Here is a 19244-nt window from a genome sequence, read left to right on the forward strand (position 1 = left end):
CGCCCGGCGGGGCCTGAACGTCCCATGCACAAGGGGTCAGGCGCGCCGAAACCGTTCAACCTTCATGATGCGATAGCCCATAGACGGGAGGAACCTGGGTTCCGCTCGGAATTTGGCGTCGCGATCAGTCGTTCCAGGTATGATATAGGTTCGGCCATTCGCCCATTCCACAGCCGCGTCGGCAGGAATCGGCGCACTACCACCAGCATTGGTAATGGTGACTTCCCATAATTTGCCATGGCCCAGTGTTGCGCGGTCGAACATGAACAGCCGCTGTTTGGGTGCATCCGACAGCGCCATGATCTCCGCCTCGATCTGGGCACGGCTATCCACCAGTTCGGTCACCTCAGACCGGGTTTTAGCGACATCACCTTCCACCTGCGTACATAGCGCCCGCAGGGTGTTACAGGCAACCTCCAGCTTGTGTTGATCTTCCTCTACGGCGCGTAGGTTGCGCTGATACTCCGCCACGTCCATTTCGATCCGGCGCATCACGGCGGCTGCATAAGCGATCGAGACAAGCGTTAAAAGGATCAGGCCGACCTGAATCAACATCGTCCTTACTCCGCCGCCATGGCTGTTTGGGCTGCCGGAGCAGCCTTGGAGAGGACGAACCCGCTTTCAGGAGGAAAACTGGTACGGGCAATGCGGTTGGCTTCATCCGCATTATCGGACCAGATTTCGAGAAAATGGCGAACAGTACGGAACTTATGGTCCTTCACGACATTCTGCCCGAGCGTCAGGGTGCTGCCTAAAGTCATCGGCACAGTAAACAGCCGGCGCGATCCCGACGGCTCATTGACTTCATGGATGATGATGTAATTGTCTTCCTTTGCCGCCTTCAGACGGCGCTGCGCATCAGCCAGTTGTGTGGTCGCGGACTTACGTTCCACCTCTCCCTGGCGCAAGGCCTCCTGACCATCGCGATAGGCCTTGGTCAATTCTTCCTGCTTGCGATGGAGTTCCCGGTTCTGCTCCGTGATCCGGGCGATATGGGCGCGGCGTGAATAGAATAGGACCTGCCGCACCAGCGCGATGGAAACCGCACCGATGGCTGCCAACATACCGATAACGAACAGAACCGTATTAATTTCCAAGGTGGCAATCCCAAACTGCGCCGACCGCGCCGCTTCTCCAAAGCACCCCAACCGGAGAATGGTTTTTGATTGTACCACCAAGGGGTGACCCTGTCGCGGCCCATGACCTATCCCAAAGCTGTAAAGATACACTAGAAGATGACAATCCCGGCCCGCGACAGGGCGGCCGGCCAATCAGGGCCGGCAAGATAGGCCATTTCTGCCCCGCGTGCGTCTACGACGGGGTCCAGGGTTGCGAGTTCCGGGTCCGGTCGCGCCGGATGAACCATGATCACGGCACCCGACGGCAGGCCATGGAGGAAACGATCCATCATGCGGGCGTACTCACCATGGAAACCATAAACACCGCTGAACCCGGTATTCGTGGGAATGGATCGTGCGGCTGCCTGCACCCCCAGGCCCCGCGCCAGCCACGCAATGAACAGCGCCTTGCCGGACCCCACGCCCCGTGTGATCACGCGGCCGGCGGGCTCGGCGCAGTCCCGCACCCACACGCTGCCGGCAGGGTAGCGGCGGGCGAGGATGCCAAGCACGAGCGATCGGATACCAGGGATCAGATGCATATGCTGGTGCCCATCGATAAAATGGGGGGCACGACCCAACGTCGTTTCAAAAGCATCCAGTTGCCGGGTGATCTCCGCTGACAGTTCTTCTTGCGATGCTTGGCCGGACAACAAGCCAGCATAAGAGAGAAAAAACCATCGCCGCAGTGAGGGGAAGCGACCATGGGGACACAGTGTCGGCATGTTCCCCAACGGAGAAAACGCCCCCGTCAGGGTCAGATGGAGCCCGGTTTGGAAGTGACCGGGTGTGTCATGCAGGCGTCGCGCCTGCTCCTGCCAGAAGGGGCTGGGCACCATCACGCCGGTACCCGACAGACGCCCTGCATTGGCCAGTTCAAGAATCGCTTGCGACACACCTGGTGACAGGGCGTAGTCATCGGCGATGACCCGGATAAGCCGATGCGGCATGGCTGTCTCAGGCTGCTGGTGCGCGTGTCATTTGCAGGAATACATCCTCCAGGTCGCTTTCCACCATCGACAAGTCTTTCACAGCCAACCCGGCAAGGGCCATGGCGCCCAGAAGATCGGCTACGCGGGTCTGGCTCGGCTTGTAATGGATGGTGAGACGGCGCAGACCGTCCAGCCGGGCATCAAAACCCCGGAACGCGTCGGGTACTGCCAAAAGATCGGCGTCGAGTGTCACCACCATTTCCTTGCTATCGATACGACTCAACAGGTTCTCCGTCGACTCACAAGCGACGACCTGGCCGTGATTGACGATGGCGATGGTGTCACAGAGTTCCTGCGCTTCCTCCAGATAGTGGGTGGTAAGCACAATGGTGGTACCAGCCTTGTTCAGGTCGCGCACATGCGACCACAGGCTCTGGCGCAGTTCTACATCAACGCCCGCTGTGGGTTCGTCCAGTACCAGGACCGGCGGGGCATGGACCATTGCCTTTGCCACCATCAACCGGCGACGCATACCGCCAGACAAGGTGCGAGCATAGGCATTGGCCTTATCCTTCAAACCCACAGCCTCCAACAGAGCATCGGTCTGACGCTCGGCCTTGGGCACCCCGTAAAGGCCGGCTTGCAGGTCCAGAATCTCACGTGGGGTGAAAAATGGGTCCAGGTTCAATTCCTGTGGCACGACACCGATCGCGGCGCGGGCGGACCGCGGCTGTTCGTCGATATCAATACCCCAGATTTTGGCTTTCCCGCTGGTCTTGTTGACCAGACCAGCCAGGATATTGATGGTCGTGCTCTTGCCCGCCCCGTTGGGACCAAGCAGACCATAAATGGAGCCTCGCGGGATGGTCAGTGAAATGCCTTTCAATGCTTCCTTCGGCGGGGCCTTGGCCGTTCCACGGTAAGTCTTGCGCAGGTCGTTGATCTCGATGGCGGCGGCGGGCGCGTTTGCCGTGTTGATATCGGCGGTACGGTTCAGACTGTCAGGCATAGGGATGGGTTCCCGAAGGGTGGGCGGCGGGCAGATGCCGCAGGACATGAGTCTGGCGTACACCCGTCGCCGCCATCGGTCAATTTTCCGAAGGGCAGAGGTGAGACAGGGGCGGGCTGCCAGTCTTGCGCAAACCGTGCGCCGGAGTATGATGCGCCGCACCCGAGAACTCGGGATCTGTTCAGAATGTTTCAAGGAACCAAAGATATGCAGCCGGCTGAGACCATCTATATCGACGAAGACACCGTCGGCTGCGATGGCGGCGGTGGTGCGCTGGGCCATCCCCTGGTGTATCTGACGCTGGCGCCGCTAGGCCATGTCGACTGCCCCTATTGCGGACGCCATTATGTGCAGACCGAGGCAGGCAAGGCGGCCGGCGGCGGTCACGGCCACTAACCGGTTGACCCCGTTGCCAGCAGCGTTGGCTCCAGGTGGCCCTGGGTGGTCCCAGGTGGGCGGTAGACCTTGCCTTTCATACCGTCCATGTACCGCCATGCGCGAAACAGACGCGGTGAAGTCCACGTGATGCTAACGTCAGCAGCACCCCCGCCGTGAGAAACTGTTGGCTTATGCTTGAGGGCTCACTGAGGCCAGGACCATCAAGCTGAACGAACTGTTCGCCGCTACCCGGCATTGGGCCGGCAGAGTTGCAACAGATTGCACACTCGTGCCGATACCTCGGGTCAACAGCAGCGCTGCGCATTTGGCAATCGTGTGCCATCGGTCACGACCGCGATGGTCAAACCGCGCACAGGCGGCGAGTTGTGCGGCAAAATGGCATGCGATACCGGCCCAGCCCTTATTGTCGCGCAGGTACAGCGACCCCAGCGGGCTGGCCTCCCCCGCCGCCTTTTCCGCTGCCATCCAGGTCTGTGACCACAGCTGCCAGGTCGGTAACCGTGTCGATTCCTCAGTCGTCTCTCTCCAGAAAGTCTGAAAAGCCCAGGGATCGGTATCGATCCGGCCAAAGGAAACGCTGTTGGTTTCCAATTGTATGTTAGCACCAGACCAAGCTGGCGATATCGCCCCGGCCTGCACCCACGACAGTGCTGACAACATAACCTGTCAACGCTGCACCCCATACCTTTGGTTATAACCGTCCGCGCTTGTGACAAGCCGGGACGACTTGACTAGTGTTTCAGGGGATTGCATCCCGAATCGCACCGTATATAGTAGTTAGCAGAAGTTTTTGGACGATTAGTTGTAAACGAGACATTAACGCGCTTCCCGCCACCCGTTAAGCCGAACCTGATCAAAGCACCGCCACATGTCGAACAATCGTCACCCGCACCAGGACAGTCACCGCGTCGGACAGGCACGCCTTCCGGTTACCCGGCTGCCATTTGTGGGCGAACGGGGGGACGGACGGTTCGGTTACTGGGTGTTGCCTGAACAGAATGAAGGCGATGATCCCCGCATCGCTGGTCGCACTTTTGCAGCGTGGTTTTTGTTGTACGAAGAGTTTAATGGCCCGGTTGCTGCCGCAGACCTCTTGGATCGGATCGAGCGGGAGATGCCCTCACGCTATCCTGCGGTTGATCGCGCCTTCTTACGTGAACTGACCAGTCGGCGTTCACAAAGCAGCGCGGCCTGATCGCCACATATCTCCGCTTAGGCTTCCCTCTTGTGGATTTTGCGTGGGGCATCGGCTGCCTGCGCATGCCATTGCATTCAAATGTAAAAGTTTGTCCCCTGCTGCGTCCGGTTACCATTGAGTAACAATTGCAGGGTTGGACAGCATGCATCCGCGCTCTAGTTGGAGTGTGTCGGCGTCCGTATGGGATCCCCGCCTGTTGTCGCTTGATGCCAGCGACAGCGGATGGCTGACACAGGGAATTAATGCGGGTTGCTTTCCCACCAGTGGGATAGAGTAACAACGCCTTCGTACTGACTCAAATTGCGGACAGGAAAATGCGCCTGCCACTTCAAATTGCAGCGGTCGTCGCCATTGTCGCCATTGGTGGTGGTATCTGGTATGTGACCGGTCGCGGCGGTGACGCTCCCGCTGCGCAGCAGAAGGCGACCGCCCGCCCCATTAATGTGGTGGCGGCCCACGCCACACGGGGCGATATCGCCGTCACCTTCGACGCGGTTGGTACATTGCGCGCGAATGAAGCCGTAACCTTGACCGCCAAAACCGCTGGTCTGGTCCGATCCATCAATTTCACCGAGGGACAACTGGTTCAGGCTGGTGACGTGCTGGTCGAACTGGATGATCGAGAGGTTCGCGCCAATCTGGCGGTGGCCGAGGCAGGACGCCGGAATACGGCGCAGCTTCTGGAACGTGCTCGTGCCCTGCTGGCCCGCCAGAATGTGGCCCAAGCCCGTGTCGATGAGTTGTCTTCGCAACTTGCTGGCAGCGAGGCCGAAGTGCGGGCGGCGCAGGCCCGCTTGCAGGATCTGAGCATCCGCGCCCCGTTCACGGGTTATGCCGGCCTGCGCCAAGTTAGCCCCGGCGCCCTGATCCGCCCCGCTGATGTGGTGACGACGCTGGACGATATCCGCACGGTGAAACTGGAGTTCACCGTGCCTGAAGGGTCGCTGCGCAATCTGCGCGCCGGTATGGACATTGCTGCCCTGTCATCGGTTTATCCGGGTCAGACATTTGTCGGAACTGTGTCGGCCATCGACACCCGCGTCGACACCGTCACCCGGACGGTGGCTGCGGTCGCCCGGATTGACAATGCCAACGGACAGTTGCGTCCGGGCATGTTCATGACCGTGCAACTGACCCTGGATAACCGCGCCAATGTTGTGCTGGTCCCGGAAGAGGCCTTGGTTCCGGTTGGCGACCGGCAGTTCGTGTTCCTGGTCGTGTCGGGCAAGGTGGAACGGCGCCCCGTTACCATCGGTGCGCGGTCGCGCGGCGTGGTGGAAGTGGCGGAAGGATTGCAGGGCGGTGAACTGGTCATCACCCGCGGTATTCAGAAAGTACGTGACGGTGTGCCGGTCCAGGTGGAAATCGCCAATGGCGCCGCCGAAGGGGCAGGCTCGCAGTCAGCAGCCCGCCCTGCCCCTTGATTGGGGCTGGGTATTGCTATCCCTCGGCCGGTGCGAGGATGTGCCGGGAGGGGTATGACATGGACAACAAAGTGACACGCGTGGGAAACCTGCCATGGTGATCTCCGACATTTCGATCCAGCGTCCCGTGCTAGCCTTCGTGATCAGTGCGATGCTGGTTGTGTTTGGTGTGCTGGGCTACGAAAAGCTCCCGGTGCGCGAGCTGCCGAAGATCGATTACCCCATCGTGTCGATCAGCACGAACTATCCCGGCGCCAGCGCCGAGGTGGTGGACAATGAAATCACCGAACGTATCGAAGGCGTGATCAACGGTATCGAGGGGGTTAAGACCATCCGGTCACGCTCCCGCGAGGGCAGTTCATCGGTCTCAGTCGAGTTTGAGATCGACCGCGATATTGATGCGGCCAGTAATGACGTCCGCGACCGCGTGGGCCGTATCACCGACAGCCTTCCGGAAGAGGCAGAACTGCCGGAAATTAGCAAGGTCGATGCCGACAGCAATCCGATTATGTGGATCACCCTGTCATCAGACCGGATGAACCAACTGGAACTGACCGATTATGTCCGGCGTTACTATCTGGACTCATTGGGCACTGTTCCTGGCGTCGCCTCAGTCCGCATTGGTGGACGGCGTGATTTCGCCATGCGTGTGTGGCTGGACCGCAACGCCATGGCTGCCCGACAAGTGACCGTTCAGGATCTGGAAGCCGCCATTCGGCGTGAAAATGCTGAGTTGCCCGCCGGCCGTATTGAAAGCAGCCAGCGAGAATTCACCGTGCGTACGGATACGCGCCTGAACCGGCCGGAGCAATTCGCCTCCATCCTGGTGCGTCAGGACGGGGCCAACTGGGTCCGTCTCGGCGATGTCGCCAAGGTCGAAGTAGCGGCACGCGATGACCGTGGTGACTTCCGCGTCAATGGCGGCAGTGCCATCGGTATGGGCATTGTACGCCAATCCACGGCGAATACGATGGAAGTGTCGGAAGGTGTGCGGAAACTTCTGGAAGAGTTCCGCCGCAACCTGTCGCCGGGCATGGCACTGGAAGTTCGTCAGGACGACGCCACCTTTGTCGGTCAGTCCATTTACGAAGTATTCCATGCCATCGGCGTGGCTATCGGCCTCGTGGTGCTGGTCGTTTGGGTCTTCCTGCGCACCCTGCGGGCAACGCTGATCCCTGTCATCGCAATTCCTGTCTCTCTGGTAGCAGCCTTCGGGGTGATGGCGGCGCTGGGCTTCTCGATCAATGTGCTGACCTTGCTGGCCTTTGTGTTGGCGGTGGGTTTGGTGGTCGATGACGCGATCATTGTGGTGGAGAATATTTCCCGCCGGATTGAAGAGGGGGAGCCCCCCTTACTGGCGGCATACCGCGGGGCACGACAGATTGGTTTTGCGGTCATCGCCACCACGGCCGTACTGATCGCGGTGATTGCACCCCTCTCCATGCTGCCCGGTGACCAAGGCCGGCTGTTCCGTGAATTTGCCATTGCGCTGATGGCGGCCATTGCCTTCTCCTGCATTGTGGCACTGACGTTGTCGCCCATGCTGTCGTCCAAGCTTCTCCGGGGGCATCAGGAGCCGCGGGGCCTGTTCCGTTGGACGGAGGCTTTTCTGTCCGCTGTCACGCGGGGATACACGGTCCTCTTGCATCAGGCGCTGGCCGCCCGGACCCTGGTGCTGGCGTTGATGGCGGGGGCAGTTGTGGTTACCGGTCTGCTGGCGGCTACACTTCCTAGCGAGTTGGCCCCGGTGGAGGATCGTGGCGTCGCCCGTGTGTCCATCACCGGACCGGAAGGTGCAAGTCTGGCCTACACGATGCAAGAGGTCGCCCAGGTAGAGGCGCTATTGCAGCCCTACCTCAAGTCGGGTGTGCTTGACAGTGTTCTGACCAACGTGAACCCCGGTTGGGGGGGCAGTTCTGGGGTGAACCGGGCCATGGTGGTGATCCGTACCCCACCCTGGAACGAACGGGTCAGTGATTTGACCGTGCCGGATCTGGTGAGCCAGTTGCGTCCGAAACTAGCGGCCATTCCTGGCTCCCGCATCGTGCCGATTCTGCCGTCCGGCTTGGGCGGGGGCGCCTCGGCCAACCAGTTGCAGGTCGTCATCGGCGGCAATACGTTTGAAGAACTGGCTGAATGGCGTGACGCTTTGGTCAGCCGTCTGCAGGAATATCCCGGTCTGACCGGTTTCTCTGCGGATTACGATGAAACAAAGCCGCAGCTCTATGTGACGGTTGATCGCAACCGTGCAGCCGATCTGGGCGTGCCGGTAACCACAATCGGCAGCACACTGGAAACCATGCTGGGTGAAAAGCTGGTAACCCGTTACCTCGACCGGGGTGAGGAATATGATGTGGTGTTGCGGGCGGAGGCCCAAGATCGGGCGAACCCGCGCGATCTGTCCAACATCTTCGTGCGCTCAACAACCGGGAGCAGTAGCGGGGAGCTGATCCCCCTGGCGAACCTGATTCATGTGCGTGATGTGGCCGGCGCAACAGAACTGAACCGCTATAACCGGCTGCGCTCCATCACCATCACCGCCAATTTGGCTGAAGGGGCAGTGATGGGTGACGCCATACAGGAAGTCCGCCGTGCGGCGGCAGAGGTCCTGCCAGCGGAAGCCCGCATCAATTTTGAAGGCGCTGCGCGTTTGCAGCTGGAAGCCAGCAGCGCCATCTGGTTTGCCTTCGGGATGGCAATGCTTGTCGCCTTCCTGGTACTGGCAGCGCAGTTTGAGAATTTCCGACTGCCGGCCATGATCCTGGGGTCAGTTCTGCCCGCGGGCCTCGGCGGGGTGCTGGCTATCAGCCTCACAGGCATGTCGCTCAATACCTACACGCAGATCGGTCTGATCATGCTGATCGGGCTGATCGCCAAAAACGCCATCATGATCGTTGAGTTTGCCAACCAGCTCCGCGAGGAAGGACGGGAATTGTTGGAGGCGGTGGTGGAGGCCTCCCAACTGCGGCTCCGTCCGATCCTGATGACGTCGATTGCGACGGTTTTCGGTGCCCTGCCATTGGCTCTTGCCTATGGGGCTGGCGCGGAAAGCCGGATGGCCATCGGCTGGGTGATTGTGGGCGGCGTGACAGTCGGCACCGCCTTGTCCTTGTTCCTGACCCCGGTTCTGTACAGTATGTTTGCCCGCGGCGTGCAGCCCATCGGCGTGATACGCCGGCGTATCGAGGAAGAAGAACGCCATCACACGGCGCCGCCGCAAGTACCGGCGGAATGAATAAGGGCCGCTCCGGCAATGGGGCGGCCCTTTTTTTGATCCGTTTCCGCCGGGCCGGGGGCTTTCAGTAACTTCCGCCATATTCAGGGCTCTGATCGCCGACCACGGCCGGTACACGACTGGTGTCAACGCACCGGTAACGGAAGACCGGCAGTTTCGGTCCAGACTATACGGGACGGCGGCAGCGTAAAGGTGACAGTGGTTCCCTCTCCGAAAACGCTCTCGATGGCCAGCCGCCCACCATGCAATTCCGCCAAACCCTTGGATAGTGTCAGGCCAAGGCCCGTGCCGGGGTTGCTGCGTGCATAGACATTATCGACCTGGTGGAACGGCACAAACACCTTCACTAGATCTTCCTCCCGGATACCGATGCCCGTATCCGTGACGGCCACGGAAACGCCACGCGCCGGATCAACGCTAGCCGTCAGCTTCACAGTGCCGCCGGGAGATGTGAATTTAATGGCGTTGGACAACAGGTTCAGCACGATCTGCTTAAATTTCACATCATCGACCAGGATGGGTGGTACGCCGTCCGCCACCTCAACCATCAGGTTCAGTCGTCGCTCCATAGCACGGGCCCGCACAATGCGTTCACAGCCGCGCACAAGCTCTTCCATCCCGCATATCCGTTCACGTAGCTCAACACGGCCCGCCTCCATCTTGGAGACGTCCAGAATGTCGTTGATCAAGGTTAACAGATGCCGGCCCGACGCGATGATATCGCCCGCATAGGCCACGGAACTGCTGTTGAGACCATTTTTGTCATTGGTCTTAAGTTCGCTTTCCAAGACCTCGGCGAAGCCAATGATAGCATTCAAGGGTGTGCGTAACTCGTGGCTCATGTTGGCCAGGAATTCCGACTTGGTGCGGCTGCCCAGTTCGGCTTGGGCCTTGGCATGTTCCAACTGCTCCGCGGCCCGGCGACTGGTTATGGCCAATGCCGCCAACTGCACTGCACGTCGGGCCCGCTCCAGTTCCCATTCAAACGGCTCGCGGGCGGTGTCCCCATAAATCGCGAAGGCACCCAGCGATTCACCGTCACCGGTCAGGATCGGCAACGACCAGCAGGACAACGCACCTTCCGTAACCACCACATCCTTGTAAAGGCCCCAGCGCGGATCCCTGGTGATGTCCGCCACGATCACCGGTGTCCGACGGTAGATGGCGGAACCACAGGAACCGACATCCGGACCAATGGCAACCCCATCAAAAATATCACGCAGATGGGGCGGGAAGCCGGGTGCCGCCCCCACCGACATATGGGCCCCATCTTCGCGCAGCAGCATTATGGTACAGCGGGCATTATCCAACTGTTCCTCCATGCCACGGCAGAGCGCTTCCAGGACCTCTCCCAATGGAGCGCCAGCGGCGGCCATCTCCAGGATGCTGCGCTCGACGGTCAACAGTCGCTCCATACGGCCGCGATCCCTGTTTTCCTTCCGCAACTGCCGGGCATTTTCTTTGAACACCCCAACGGCCGACGCCATTGCGGCGACCTCCGCACCCACCCCCTTAAATTCCGGCAGAGGTACGGCGTGGTCACCACCGGCGAGCGCGCGCATGGCATCGGTCATCTGCTGGATGGGCCGCAGCACACGGTGCCGGATTAGCCATGCCGCAAAGACCAACGCGACCATAGAGATCAGCAACTCAAAGGCATCGACCCACAGTTTCTGTCGGGCCAGCAGGCGATTACGCTCCGTTGCCTCTGCCGCAACATTGACAGCCGCTCCGACCAGATCGCTGGCAGCATTCAACAGGCTGGTTCCATTGCGCAACAGTTCCGGCAACCGCCCCCGTGCCTCTCCACGTGATGCCGCATCCAGGATGGCGGCACGCAAGGGAATATAACGTTGGTAAAATGCAGCCTCCATCTGGCGCAGGGTGGACTGCATGCTGTCAGGGAACAGGGATGGGTCACCCGCATCGCGAACCAACTGCCAGACGACCTCCACTTCGGCCAGCGAGACGGTTGCAGCCACCATATCCACATCCGCACCCGAGGCGATGCGGTAAATCAGGCCCATATCGCTGCCGACTTGGCTGCGCAGGTGGATCGCTTCCCGTGTCAGCATTTCAGCGGCGCCGGCATTTCCTCCCATCGATAGGGCCGGGCTATTTACCTCCCGCAGCAGGGTCAACAATGCTGTCAGGTAGGAACGGGAGGCGTCCCGCCATTCGGCGATCAACATTGTGTTGTCTACCGGGCTGGGACCAGCGGCGTCCAAGGTGCGTCCATCGGCCAGTCGGCTCAACAGGGCTTCGACGCCGCCGCGTAATTCACGCACCCGGCCAAGCGACACGCGCAGAGAGCCAATATCCTCCGTCAGCGCACTTTCAATCGGCATCTGGGCCAGTTGATCCAATGCTGCCAGGGCGGCGCGGTCGGTTTCATTGCGATGGCGATCGATCTGCGGACGCAGGGCGGCTTCTGGAGTGCCAGGAGACCGCGCCGCCTCCAACAGCAGATTGATCATCCCCGCCTCGATCCCATGATCGCGGGCGGCAACCAGCAGGTTCCGGCTGACCTGTTTCAGGTTGGCAATCTCCGCAGCCTGGCGATAGGCGTGCCAGCCCGCCTGCATGTCGATGGCCGTTCCGGCAAGCTGGACGCCGGCCACCAGAGCCAGACCACCCATCAACACTCTGCGCATAGAAACCCCCGCCACGCCGACATCACGCCGGTTGGGCTTTGACACGAAGGTCATAGTCTACTTTTGCGACGCCGTGCCCGCAATGCTGGCGATTATCCACCAAAGGAGTGGAAGGCAGCGATCTTCACTCCGCATCGCGCAAACGGATGATCACATCGACGCGGGCAATCTTGGTGCCGACCGGTAGGCAAGGCAGATCAGGGAGTGCCAATTGTGTACAGCAGATATCCTGCAGGAGACGGCTATTCTCGTGAAAGAAATGATGGTGGTCGTCAATATTGGTATCAAACCATGTTGACCCAGCCTCCACGACCACCTCACGCAACAGACCGGCATCCCGGAACTGATTCAGTGTGTTGTAGACGGTGGCAAGCGAGACCTTGATGTCAGCAGCTTGCGCTTCGGCGTGCAACTGCTCGGCCGTCACATGCCGGTTACCGGCCCGAAACAGCAAGGCCCCAAGATCAAGACGCTGCCGCGTTGGGCGAAGGCCAGCCTGGCACAGGCGCGACAGGATAAGACAGGGTTCGGTGGCGTCCGGACAGGGACCAGTTTCGGTGGGGCTCAGGCTGTCTGGCATGGGGAGACGGGCGGGTGTGAGGGAGCAGGATAGATAGCCGTCATGTGGGGGTGTCGTTGCTGGTTTGACAAGAGGCAATGACGAAGATCACAGCATGGCGGCATTTGCACCGTCTCTATGCCCGACCCAATGGGCCCTGGCCATCAGGGCCTTGCCCCTCGTCATCCTCGTCCAGGCTATCGGGATCGTCCTGATCGTCATCATCGTCCAGGAACATATCGTCCTCGTTCAGAAGGTCGGCCAAACTGAAACCGTCCTCCTCATCCTCTTCCACCTCGGTACTGTCGGTGATACCAACGACCGCACGCCGGATTTCCTGTTCCAGCATGGCCAGGGTGGATCGTTCCAGTTCGCCCCCGCGTGAGGATTGGGGGAAAGCAAAACTGAAAAGAGCCACGGTGGTCTGCCCCTCAATAGCGGCGCCACGGAGCCACAGGAAGAAGCGCAATTTCTCCCCATCTTCTTCCCCGTCCGTCACAAACCGGGCGATCACCTCTCCATCAGGCAGCCATTCAATTGACCCCACACCCTCCCGTTCATCGGGTCCTTCGGCAAATTGCTCTGCCGTCTGGCGCAGGATGGCGCGGGCCAGAATTTCCGCATCGCTACCTTCATGTTCAAAACGATGCACAGCAACGCGCAGCGTCCCAGCGCCTTCCATGTCACGGTAGAACAGCGAGAGTTCGTCATCCTGAGCACTGTTCCAGTCCCAGGGAAGACGGAAACGCACACTGTCAGCATGCCAGACATTGCGCATCGTGACCCGTTGTACCGGGCCGTCCGAAATCGGGCCGGGGTTGAATTTGACGCGCGCAGCTTCTTCACCTAACCGGTCGATCAGATCGGACAGTTCGGGATCATCCGCACTTTCGTTTGGGACCAGCAGTTGCAGGGTAACGACGCGGACATGGTCTGGCGGCTGAAAATCCGCAACCTTCCAGACAAAAATCTGCCGGTCTGGTGGTTGGGCGACAGCATAGGCGATCCAGTGCCGCTCATCGGTATCGGTGCCACTGTCGCCGGTTTCCATTGATGGCAGAATGCCGCGTGGCAGCACATTTTCACGATCCAGATACTGGATCGCTTCTTCCGCCCGCACACCATAGGGGTTGCGGTAGGTCACGACAGAGATCAGAAGATCAACCGGGTTATCACCCGGCGACTGGAAGGCGAGCCCCCCATCGTCGCGCGACAGACGCTGCCAGGTCGAGGGCACCCGCAGACTGGCCACGCCACCCCTTAGGGCAACGGGATTCCAGTCGGCGCTCGCCTCGCTGTCGTATGGTTCGTCTCTCATGAGAAGGAATCTAGGCGCGTTGTGTTCGGGAGTCCATGATTGGCGCGTGACACTGTCATGTCCTTGGCGCTTTTTGACATGGGCGCGACCCGCAGGACACGAAAGGGAAGGCAATGATGGCCGATAGCATGGGGTTCCGACTTTTGCCGGATCATCTGAACCGGGAAGACCAGCAGGCGCTGCTGGATCTGGTCATGGCTCTGGCACAAGAGGCCCCCTTTACCCGCTACGTCATGCCGCGTACAGGCCGGCCCTTCTCGATTGACATGACCAACGCCGGAAGCCAAGGCTGGATCGCTGACCGTTCCGGCTACCGCTATTCACCGGTGCAACCGGTTACTGGACGGCCGTGGCCAGCGATCCCGGCCACACTGCTTGACCTCTGGCACACACACACCGGTTATCCGCATGAACCCGAATGCTGCCTGATTAACCACTACCGAGGTGAAGGGGCCAGGCTGTCGCTGCACCGCGACGAGGATGAAGAGACGTTTGATGCCCCGATCCTGAACATCTCATTGGGCGATACAGCGGTTTTCCGTCTCGGAGGACCCAAACGCACCGATCCGACACGTTCCTTCCCCGTGACCAGCGGTAGCATCATGATTTTTGCTGGCCCCTCGCGGCTTTTCTACCATGGGGTGGATCGGCTGCGGGTTGGGTCTTCCCAATTGTTGCCTGATGGCGGCCGCCTGAACCTGACCTTGCGCCGCGTTACCAGACCCACCCGCTGATCAGCGCGACAGTTCCACCTTGCCGGGGCCCACATGATGGACCTTCGGCGTGCCCTCATGGCCGGCCAGGGAGACCCGGCCGGGACCGGTCATGAGCACACGCGGGTCCTTAGCCTTGCCATTAAATTCAACGGTACCGGGACCGGTGACACCTATCGCCATGCTATCAGCCTGCCCCCCACCGATGGTCAGGGTTCCAGGACCGGCAATCGCGGCCGCCAGATCACCCGCCAGCATCCCGACCTGAACATCGCCGGGGCCGGGCATCGACACGGAAAGCCCCTCAGCGGCCGACTCCATTTTTATGGCGCCATTGCCATTGAGTTCGATGGCCGCAGTTCCGACATGGCCCAGCCTGACCTCGCCATTACCGGAAAGCTGCAATCCCGCCAACCGCTTCACATCGCCGACGGACACAGTACCGGATTGTGTGATGCGCACCCGGACCGACTCGAGGTCACCTAGCTTCATTTCGCCATTGGCCAGTTCCAGCCGCGCCGGCGCACCAAGGTCACCATCCACGATCAACTCGCCCGTGAAATTATTCACCAGGAGCGGAGTGCCGCGCGGTATGGCGATATCCAGCGTTACGCTGGGTTCGCTTTGCGGCCCGGGGCCCGTGATCCACAGGACCCCATCATTCATGGAGATGTTATAGCGTTTGCGGCTGTTCTCGAGGCTGAACAAGATTTCCTTGGCATCATCAACGACCTTTATGCGGACGTCGCCCATCACGCCCGCCAGCCGCAGCCCGGCGGGCGCCTCAGCGGTGGCGGCCAGCCGGTTGGTGCCGTCCGCTGATATGGCGCGGTCCAGATACCGGATATCCGTGTCCCGACGGTTCCGCATGGTTTCGGCTTTGACAGTTGCCGCTTTGGCGGCGGCTTCGATCCGATCCGCAACGGAACGGCTGATCGCCCGCATATCAACGGCGCGGTCATCAGCGAACTCCATACGCTGGGCGTTTTCTGCGACCCGTTCGGCCACACGGTCCCTGACCTCGGCGCTGATCCCCTCACTGCCAATTGACAGCGCGAGGCTTTTTTCCAGCTTACTCAGATTTAAGGTCTTGTCGTCCGGGGCGTCTGTGATCAGCGACCATCCGACCGTGGTTGCCAGCACCAATACCGCCGCGATGCCGCCGATGGGAACACCCGGTTTCAGTCGGGGGCGGGCAGACAGGGAGGAATGGCTGTGCATCAGGGGCCTCAGGCGCAGGTATCGTGTCGATTGGGCCCATCATAGCGCGCGGCACAACTCTGTCTTCCGCCGTTTCCTGTCTGCAACAATTTTGGGGCCACCTGTTACAATGGGTCCGTCGGTGAACCCACGCAGCCACAAGTCCAATGGAATGTCATAATACCTTCGACAACCCATTGTTTCCTACTTGTATGTCCAATATGTTCCCTACAACTCAGAACCTTCTCAAACAATAGGACAGACGGTTTCCAATGGCCGCTAAGCGCCGTCCCCCAACAAACCCGGAAGATACTGCGCCTGAGTCGATGCGGGCTGTTTGCCGCAATGTCGTGGTCGCAGGGGCTCGAACCAGTGTGCGGATGGAACCGCTGCTGTGGGATTGCCTGACAGAGATCAGTGAGCGCGAATCACAGTCGGTGAATGATATTGTCACTATGATCGACGGACGTCGGGGCGACAGCGCACTGACAGCGGCGCTGCGCGTCTTCATCCTATCTTATTTTCGCACGGCCGCTGGCACATCGCCACCGCTGGCGGGTTTGGCCGAAGAACAGATACCGTTTGGCACCACGGCCGACTATTCCCGCACCTTTCGCAAGGCGTTAGAGATTTTCGACCAGGACTGATGGCTTTTTATGCCCAGCGAAGCCCTGCCGCTGCCCAGGTCGGGCGGTGCGCGCTGCGAGAGAGAAGGTCGGCCAGATTTTCCGGCCCCGGCAGCACGCCCAACGGAGTGCCCAGTTCCTCACGATGGATACCGCCTGTGATCAACAGACTGTCGATGCCAGCAGCATTGGCCCCTGCCACGTCAGTTCGCAAACTGTCCCCAACAGCCAGGATGCGCGATGGGGCGATGCCGCCGAGCAGTTCGAAACAGCGGCGATAGACCGGTGCGTGGGGCTTGCCGTGGTAGCGGACATCGCCGCCCAGCGTCTCATAGTGGCGGGCTAGTTCCCCCGCACAGATCACCAGTTCCTGGTCAATGACCACAACCAAATCCGGATTGGCACAGAGCATGGGCAACCCCCGGTCCAGACAACGACGCAGGATCGGGGCATAATCATCCAGCGTCTCTTCATAGGCATCAATACCAGTATTGATAACAAAATCCGCATCCTCGGGACTGTCCACCCGGAAGCGGTTCTTCAAGCTGTCATAGACATCATTGTCGCGCGGTGGACCAATATGGAACAGCTTAGGACCCAGGGCCGCATGCCATTCATCATTCCGATCACGCAGGGCCTCGAAACTGGCTTCCCCTGACGTGTAGAGCGCATCGTACAGATCGGGCCCCACACCCATTCCGCTCAATTTTGCCGCAGCCGCAGCGATCCGCCGTGGTGCATTCGACAACAGGCAGACACGCTTCCCAAGGCGGCGCAGGATGGAAAGGCATTCCACCACCCCCTCATAGGGCCTCACCCCGTCATGCACAACACCCCACAGGTCCAGGATGAAGCCGTCATAACGGTCAGCGATATTGGCCAGGCCGGAGATCAATGGGACAGGCGCAGTCATGGCAGGATGTTTCCGGTATCGATGCAACCGGTTCCAAGGTGGCGGCCTCGTTCTGGCAGGGCAAGATCGGGCAAGGCATGGCTGCCGTGCCCGACAAAGGCAGGGAATGGGTTCAAGCCGATATGGTCATACACCCCATGATCCGCGCCGACACGCCGGCCATCGGTGATCTCAGGCGGGTTTATGTCCTTCTGTTTCTCCCCAATGCCGCAAACCCACCCGTGTGGGGCCAAGTCGTTGCGTCAGAGGCCGGCCAAAAATCAGAACAGGTCGTCGATCTCACTCTGGTCCATGGTCACAGCCGGGTTGTGATCCTGGACCGATCCATGGACAATCGCACTGCCACGATCAACCAGTTCCTGTAACCGCCGCCAGTAATCACCGGCAGTGAAACCCAGCATGTCCGGATCGTCGCGCATGGCGGACAAGGTTGCCACTGCTTCGACAATAAGGCTGTTCATGTCATTGATGGTTTCATCAAACGGCACGCGATACTCGGGCGGCACATGGTCAAATGCCTCGATGGCAATCGGGGCAAAGGCCAGGCCGCTATCCTCGAAATGCTGACGATAGGTCTTGGGTGTCCAGGCGACAATCTCATCCAGCATTTCCGGCATGTCGCTCACCATCGACAGCAACATGATTACTTCATTGAAATGATTGAAGTAATCTGTCGACAACAGCGTTCTGTCATCGATGGTCGTGTTACGGACAAGTTGGCGATAATGGTCGATCATGGACGTATCTTGCATGGCATGGTCTCCATACCACAATGTTCAGGAACAATACCCTTAAAATTGCATCTACCTTGTCTTCACCAAACGCGACTCTGTTTCCGTACGGCAATAATCTGATATCGCAATGGCTTGCGAAAGAGAATGTAACCTATCCTTCGGCGCCGCTTGCTGCCCGGCGCAATATCTCTGCTGGCGATACACCTTGTGCGCGCAGTGTGCGGATGCCAGTGGCCCCATCCCGCTTGGAAAGACGTTCCCCTCTCGCATTCAGCAACAGGCCATGATGGTGGTAGTCCGGCACCGGTAATCCCAGCAACGCCTGCAACAGTCGGTGAACATGGGTAGCATGGAAGAGGTCTTCCCCGCGTGTGACCAATGTCACCCCTTGGATCGCGTCATCCACCGTAACCGAGAGGTGGTAACTTGTGCGCACGTCACGCCGTGCCAATACGATATCACCCAGCAGTCCAGTATCGGCGGTGATCGTCCCTCGGCCGCGATCATGCCAGGATAGTGGGCCAGTCAGCGTCGTTGCCTTGCGCACATCCAGCCGGATGGCGTGCGGTTCCCCGGCAGCAACGCGCGCTGCTGCAACATCTGGGGGCAGATGGCGGCAGTTACCCGGATAGAGCGGCCCTTCCGGCCCCATAGCGACAAGGTGCGGGGCATTACCGGCCTGTGCGATCTCGGCGGTGATCTCCTTGCGTGAACAAAAGCAGGGATAGGTCACGTGCCGTGCGGCCAAGGTTACCAGCGCCGCTGCGTAATCATCCATATGCTCCGACTGGCGCCGGACGGGTTCGTCCCAACGAAAACCCAACCAGGCGAGGTCCTCCTTCAACATTACCTCATACTCAGGCCGGCACCGGTTGGGGTCGATATCCTCTATCCGCAGTAGAAACCGCCCGTTCCCCTGCTTGGCTGCATTCACAGCAAACAGGCAGGAATGAACATGACCCAGATGCAGGAAACCCGTCGGGCTGGGGGCGAATCGGCTTGTGACTGGGCGGGCGTCGTCAGGCATGCATCAATATCGGCGGGAGGGGGGATAGCCCTGGTCTGACGACATATACCCCCAACGGGTGGCGGGTAACAAGCTGAACGACCACAAGAGCTTGCGTGTCGCTTGTGTTGCAGATGCGTGATAATTGCGTCGACGGCGGGTCGTGCGGGTTGCCAGACGGGGTCGGCCCGTTATATCAAAGTGAC

General features: G+C 60.0%; 18 protein-coding genes. 6 read left to right on the plus strand and 12 right to left on the minus strand.

Annotated elements, in window-relative coordinates:
* Positions 1-36: 36 nt before the first annotated feature.
* The 4 genes from CHU95_RS06060 to CHU95_RS06075 all read right to left on the minus strand — a co-directional run bounded on the left by CHU95_RS06060 (position 37) and on the right by CHU95_RS06075 (position 3059).
* The gene (locus CHU95_RS06060; RefSeq protein WP_094454762.1) at positions 37-555 is read right to left on the minus strand and encodes a hypothetical protein; all 519 of its coding nucleotides are present in this window, start codon (positions 553-555) and stop codon (positions 37-39) included.
* Between the two features lie 5 nt (positions 556-560).
* Complete coding sequence (locus tag CHU95_RS06065; RefSeq protein WP_133065449.1) at positions 561-1097, minus strand: hypothetical protein; 537 nt, start codon at positions 1095-1097, stop codon at positions 561-563.
* A gap of 131 nt (positions 1098-1228) precedes the next feature.
* The gene (locus CHU95_RS06070; RefSeq protein ID WP_094454766.1) at positions 1229-2068 is read right to left on the minus strand and encodes a ChbG/HpnK family deacetylase; all 840 of its coding nucleotides are present in this window, start codon (positions 2066-2068) and stop codon (positions 1229-1231) included.
* A 7-nt stretch (positions 2069-2075) separates the two neighbouring features.
* Positions 2076-3059: an ABC transporter ATP-binding protein gene (locus CHU95_RS06075; RefSeq protein ID WP_094454768.1), complete on the minus strand. Its 984-nt coding sequence runs from the start codon at positions 3057-3059 to the stop codon at positions 2076-2078.
* Between the two features lie 207 nt (positions 3060-3266).
* Between CHU95_RS06075 and CHU95_RS06080 the strand changes: the two genes are divergently transcribed.
* Entirely contained in the window at positions 3267-3455 is a 189-nt protein-coding gene (locus CHU95_RS06080) for a zinc-finger domain-containing protein (RefSeq protein ID WP_094454770.1), read from the plus strand.
* A gap of 171 nt (positions 3456-3626) precedes the next feature.
* On the opposite strand, the gene CHU95_RS06085 is transcribed toward CHU95_RS06080, so the two are convergent.
* Positions 3627-4049, minus strand: coding sequence for a hypothetical protein (locus tag CHU95_RS06085; RefSeq protein ID WP_094454772.1), 423 nt, complete (start codon positions 4047-4049; stop codon positions 3627-3629).
* Between the two features lie 277 nt (positions 4050-4326).
* On the opposite strand from CHU95_RS06085, the gene CHU95_RS06090 reads away from it, so the two are divergent.
* The 3 genes from CHU95_RS06090 (at position 4327) to CHU95_RS06100 (ending at position 9315) form a co-directional block, all read left to right on the plus strand.
* Positions 4327-4653 carry a hypothetical protein gene (locus tag CHU95_RS06090; RefSeq protein ID WP_094454774.1) on the plus strand — a complete coding sequence of 109 codons (327 nt, stop codon included), beginning with the start codon at positions 4327-4329 and terminating at the stop codon, positions 4651-4653.
* Positions 4654-4970: 317 nt separating this feature from the next.
* Positions 4971-6080 (plus strand): efflux RND transporter periplasmic adaptor subunit, encoded by a 1110-nt coding sequence (locus CHU95_RS06095; protein WP_094454776.1) that lies wholly within the window; start codon positions 4971-4973, stop codon positions 6078-6080.
* A 94-nt stretch (positions 6081-6174) separates the two neighbouring features.
* Positions 6175-9315: an efflux RND transporter permease subunit gene (locus tag CHU95_RS06100; protein ID WP_094454778.1), complete on the plus strand. Its 3141-nt coding sequence runs from the start codon at positions 6175-6177 to the stop codon at positions 9313-9315.
* 125 nt (positions 9316-9440) lie between these two features.
* Here CHU95_RS06100 and CHU95_RS06105 read toward each other — a convergent pair whose 3' ends face one another.
* From CHU95_RS06105 to CHU95_RS06115, 3 genes are all read right to left on the minus strand, one after another.
* A complete protein-coding gene (locus tag CHU95_RS06105) occupies positions 9441-11969 on the minus strand; it encodes an ATP-binding protein (protein WP_165772040.1) in 2529 nt (842 codons plus the stop codon).
* Positions 11970-12093: 124 nt separating this feature from the next.
* A complete protein-coding gene (gene irrA, locus CHU95_RS06110; RefSeq protein WP_094454782.1) occupies positions 12094-12549 on the minus strand; it encodes an iron response transcriptional regulator IrrA in 456 nt (151 codons plus the stop codon).
* Between the two features lie 115 nt (positions 12550-12664).
* Positions 12665-13846: a hypothetical protein gene (locus CHU95_RS06115; protein WP_133065450.1), complete on the minus strand. Its 1182-nt coding sequence runs from the start codon at positions 13844-13846 to the stop codon at positions 12665-12667.
* Between the two features lie 113 nt (positions 13847-13959).
* Between CHU95_RS06115 and CHU95_RS06120 the strand changes: the two genes are divergently transcribed.
* Positions 13960-14580, plus strand: coding sequence for an alpha-ketoglutarate-dependent dioxygenase AlkB family protein (locus tag CHU95_RS06120; protein ID WP_207762397.1), 621 nt, complete (start codon positions 13960-13962; stop codon positions 14578-14580).
* Here the strand turns inward: CHU95_RS06120 and CHU95_RS06125 are convergent, their stop codons facing one another.
* Positions 14581-15780 (minus strand): GIN domain-containing protein, encoded by a 1200-nt coding sequence (locus CHU95_RS06125; protein WP_094454786.1) that lies wholly within the window; start codon positions 15778-15780, stop codon positions 14581-14583.
* Positions 15781-16085: 305 nt separating this feature from the next.
* On the opposite strand from CHU95_RS06125, the gene CHU95_RS06130 reads away from it, so the two are divergent.
* On the plus strand, positions 16086-16406 hold the full coding sequence (locus CHU95_RS06130; protein ID WP_094454788.1) for a ribbon-helix-helix domain-containing protein: 321 nt from the start codon (positions 16086-16088) through the stop codon (positions 16404-16406).
* Positions 16407-16413: 7 nt separating this feature from the next.
* Here the strand turns inward: CHU95_RS06130 and CHU95_RS06135 are convergent, their stop codons facing one another.
* From CHU95_RS06135 to gluQRS, 3 genes are all read right to left on the minus strand, one after another.
* Positions 16414-17298: a TIGR01459 family HAD-type hydrolase gene (locus CHU95_RS06135; RefSeq protein WP_094454790.1), complete on the minus strand. Its 885-nt coding sequence runs from the start codon at positions 17296-17298 to the stop codon at positions 16414-16416.
* A 260-nt stretch (positions 17299-17558) separates the two neighbouring features.
* The gene (locus CHU95_RS06145; protein WP_094454794.1) at positions 17559-18050 is read right to left on the minus strand and encodes a hypothetical protein; all 492 of its coding nucleotides are present in this window, start codon (positions 18048-18050) and stop codon (positions 17559-17561) included.
* A gap of 133 nt (positions 18051-18183) precedes the next feature.
* Positions 18184-19059, minus strand: coding sequence for a tRNA glutamyl-Q(34) synthetase GluQRS (gluQRS, locus tag CHU95_RS06150; protein WP_094454796.1), 876 nt, complete (start codon positions 19057-19059; stop codon positions 18184-18186).
* Between the last annotated feature and the right edge of the window lie 185 nt (positions 19060-19244).

Source organism: Niveispirillum lacus (assembly GCF_002251795.1).
Lineage (GTDB): Bacteria > Pseudomonadota > Alphaproteobacteria > Azospirillales > Azospirillaceae > Niveispirillum > Niveispirillum lacus.

Bases quoted from the DNA above. Each gene is read 5' to 3' on its own strand.
- CHU95_RS06060 (WP_094454762.1), bottom strand. From the start codon at position 555: ATGTTGATTCAGGTCGGCCTGATCCTTTTAACGCTTGTCTCGATCGCT.
- CHU95_RS06070 (WP_094454766.1), bottom strand. From the start codon at position 2,068: ATGCCGCATCGGCTTATCCGGGTCATCGCCGATGACTACGCCCTGTCA.
- CHU95_RS06075 (WP_094454768.1), bottom strand. From the start codon at position 3,059: ATGCCTGACAGTCTGAACCGTACCGCCGATATCAACACGGCAAACGCG.
- CHU95_RS06080 (WP_094454770.1), top strand. From the start codon at position 3,267: ATGCAGCCGGCTGAGACCATCTATATCGACGAAGACACCGTCGGCTGC.
- CHU95_RS06090 (WP_094454774.1), top strand. From the start codon at position 4,327: ATGTCGAACAATCGTCACCCGCACCAGGACAGTCACCGCGTCGGACAG.
- CHU95_RS06095 (WP_094454776.1), top strand. From the start codon at position 4,971: ATGCGCCTGCCACTTCAAATTGCAGCGGTCGTCGCCATTGTCGCCATT.
- CHU95_RS06100 (WP_094454778.1), top strand. From the start codon at position 6,175: ATGGTGATCTCCGACATTTCGATCCAGCGTCCCGTGCTAGCCTTCGTG.
- CHU95_RS06105 (WP_165772040.1), bottom strand. From the start codon at position 11,969: ATGCGCAGAGTGTTGATGGGTGGTCTGGCTCTGGTGGCCGGCGTCCAG.
- irrA (WP_094454782.1), bottom strand. From the start codon at position 12,549: ATGCCAGACAGCCTGAGCCCCACCGAAACTGGTCCCTGTCCGGACGCC.
- CHU95_RS06115 (WP_133065450.1), bottom strand. From the start codon at position 13,846: ATGAGAGACGAACCATACGACAGCGAGGCGAGCGCCGACTGGAATCCC.
- CHU95_RS06120 (WP_207762397.1), top strand. From the start codon at position 13,960: ATGATGGCCGATAGCATGGGGTTCCGACTTTTGCCGGATCATCTGAAC.
- CHU95_RS06125 (WP_094454786.1), bottom strand. From the start codon at position 15,780: ATGCACAGCCATTCCTCCCTGTCTGCCCGCCCCCGACTGAAACCGGGT.
- CHU95_RS06130 (WP_094454788.1), top strand. From the start codon at position 16,086: ATGCGGGCTGTTTGCCGCAATGTCGTGGTCGCAGGGGCTCGAACCAGT.
- CHU95_RS06135 (WP_094454790.1), bottom strand. From the start codon at position 17,298: ATGACTGCGCCTGTCCCATTGATCTCCGGCCTGGCCAATATCGCTGAC.
- CHU95_RS06145 (WP_094454794.1), bottom strand. From the start codon at position 18,050: ATGCAAGATACGTCCATGATCGACCATTATCGCCAACTTGTCCGTAAC.
- gluQRS (WP_094454796.1), bottom strand. From the start codon at position 19,059: ATGCCTGACGACGCCCGCCCAGTCACAAGCCGATTCGCCCCCAGCCCG.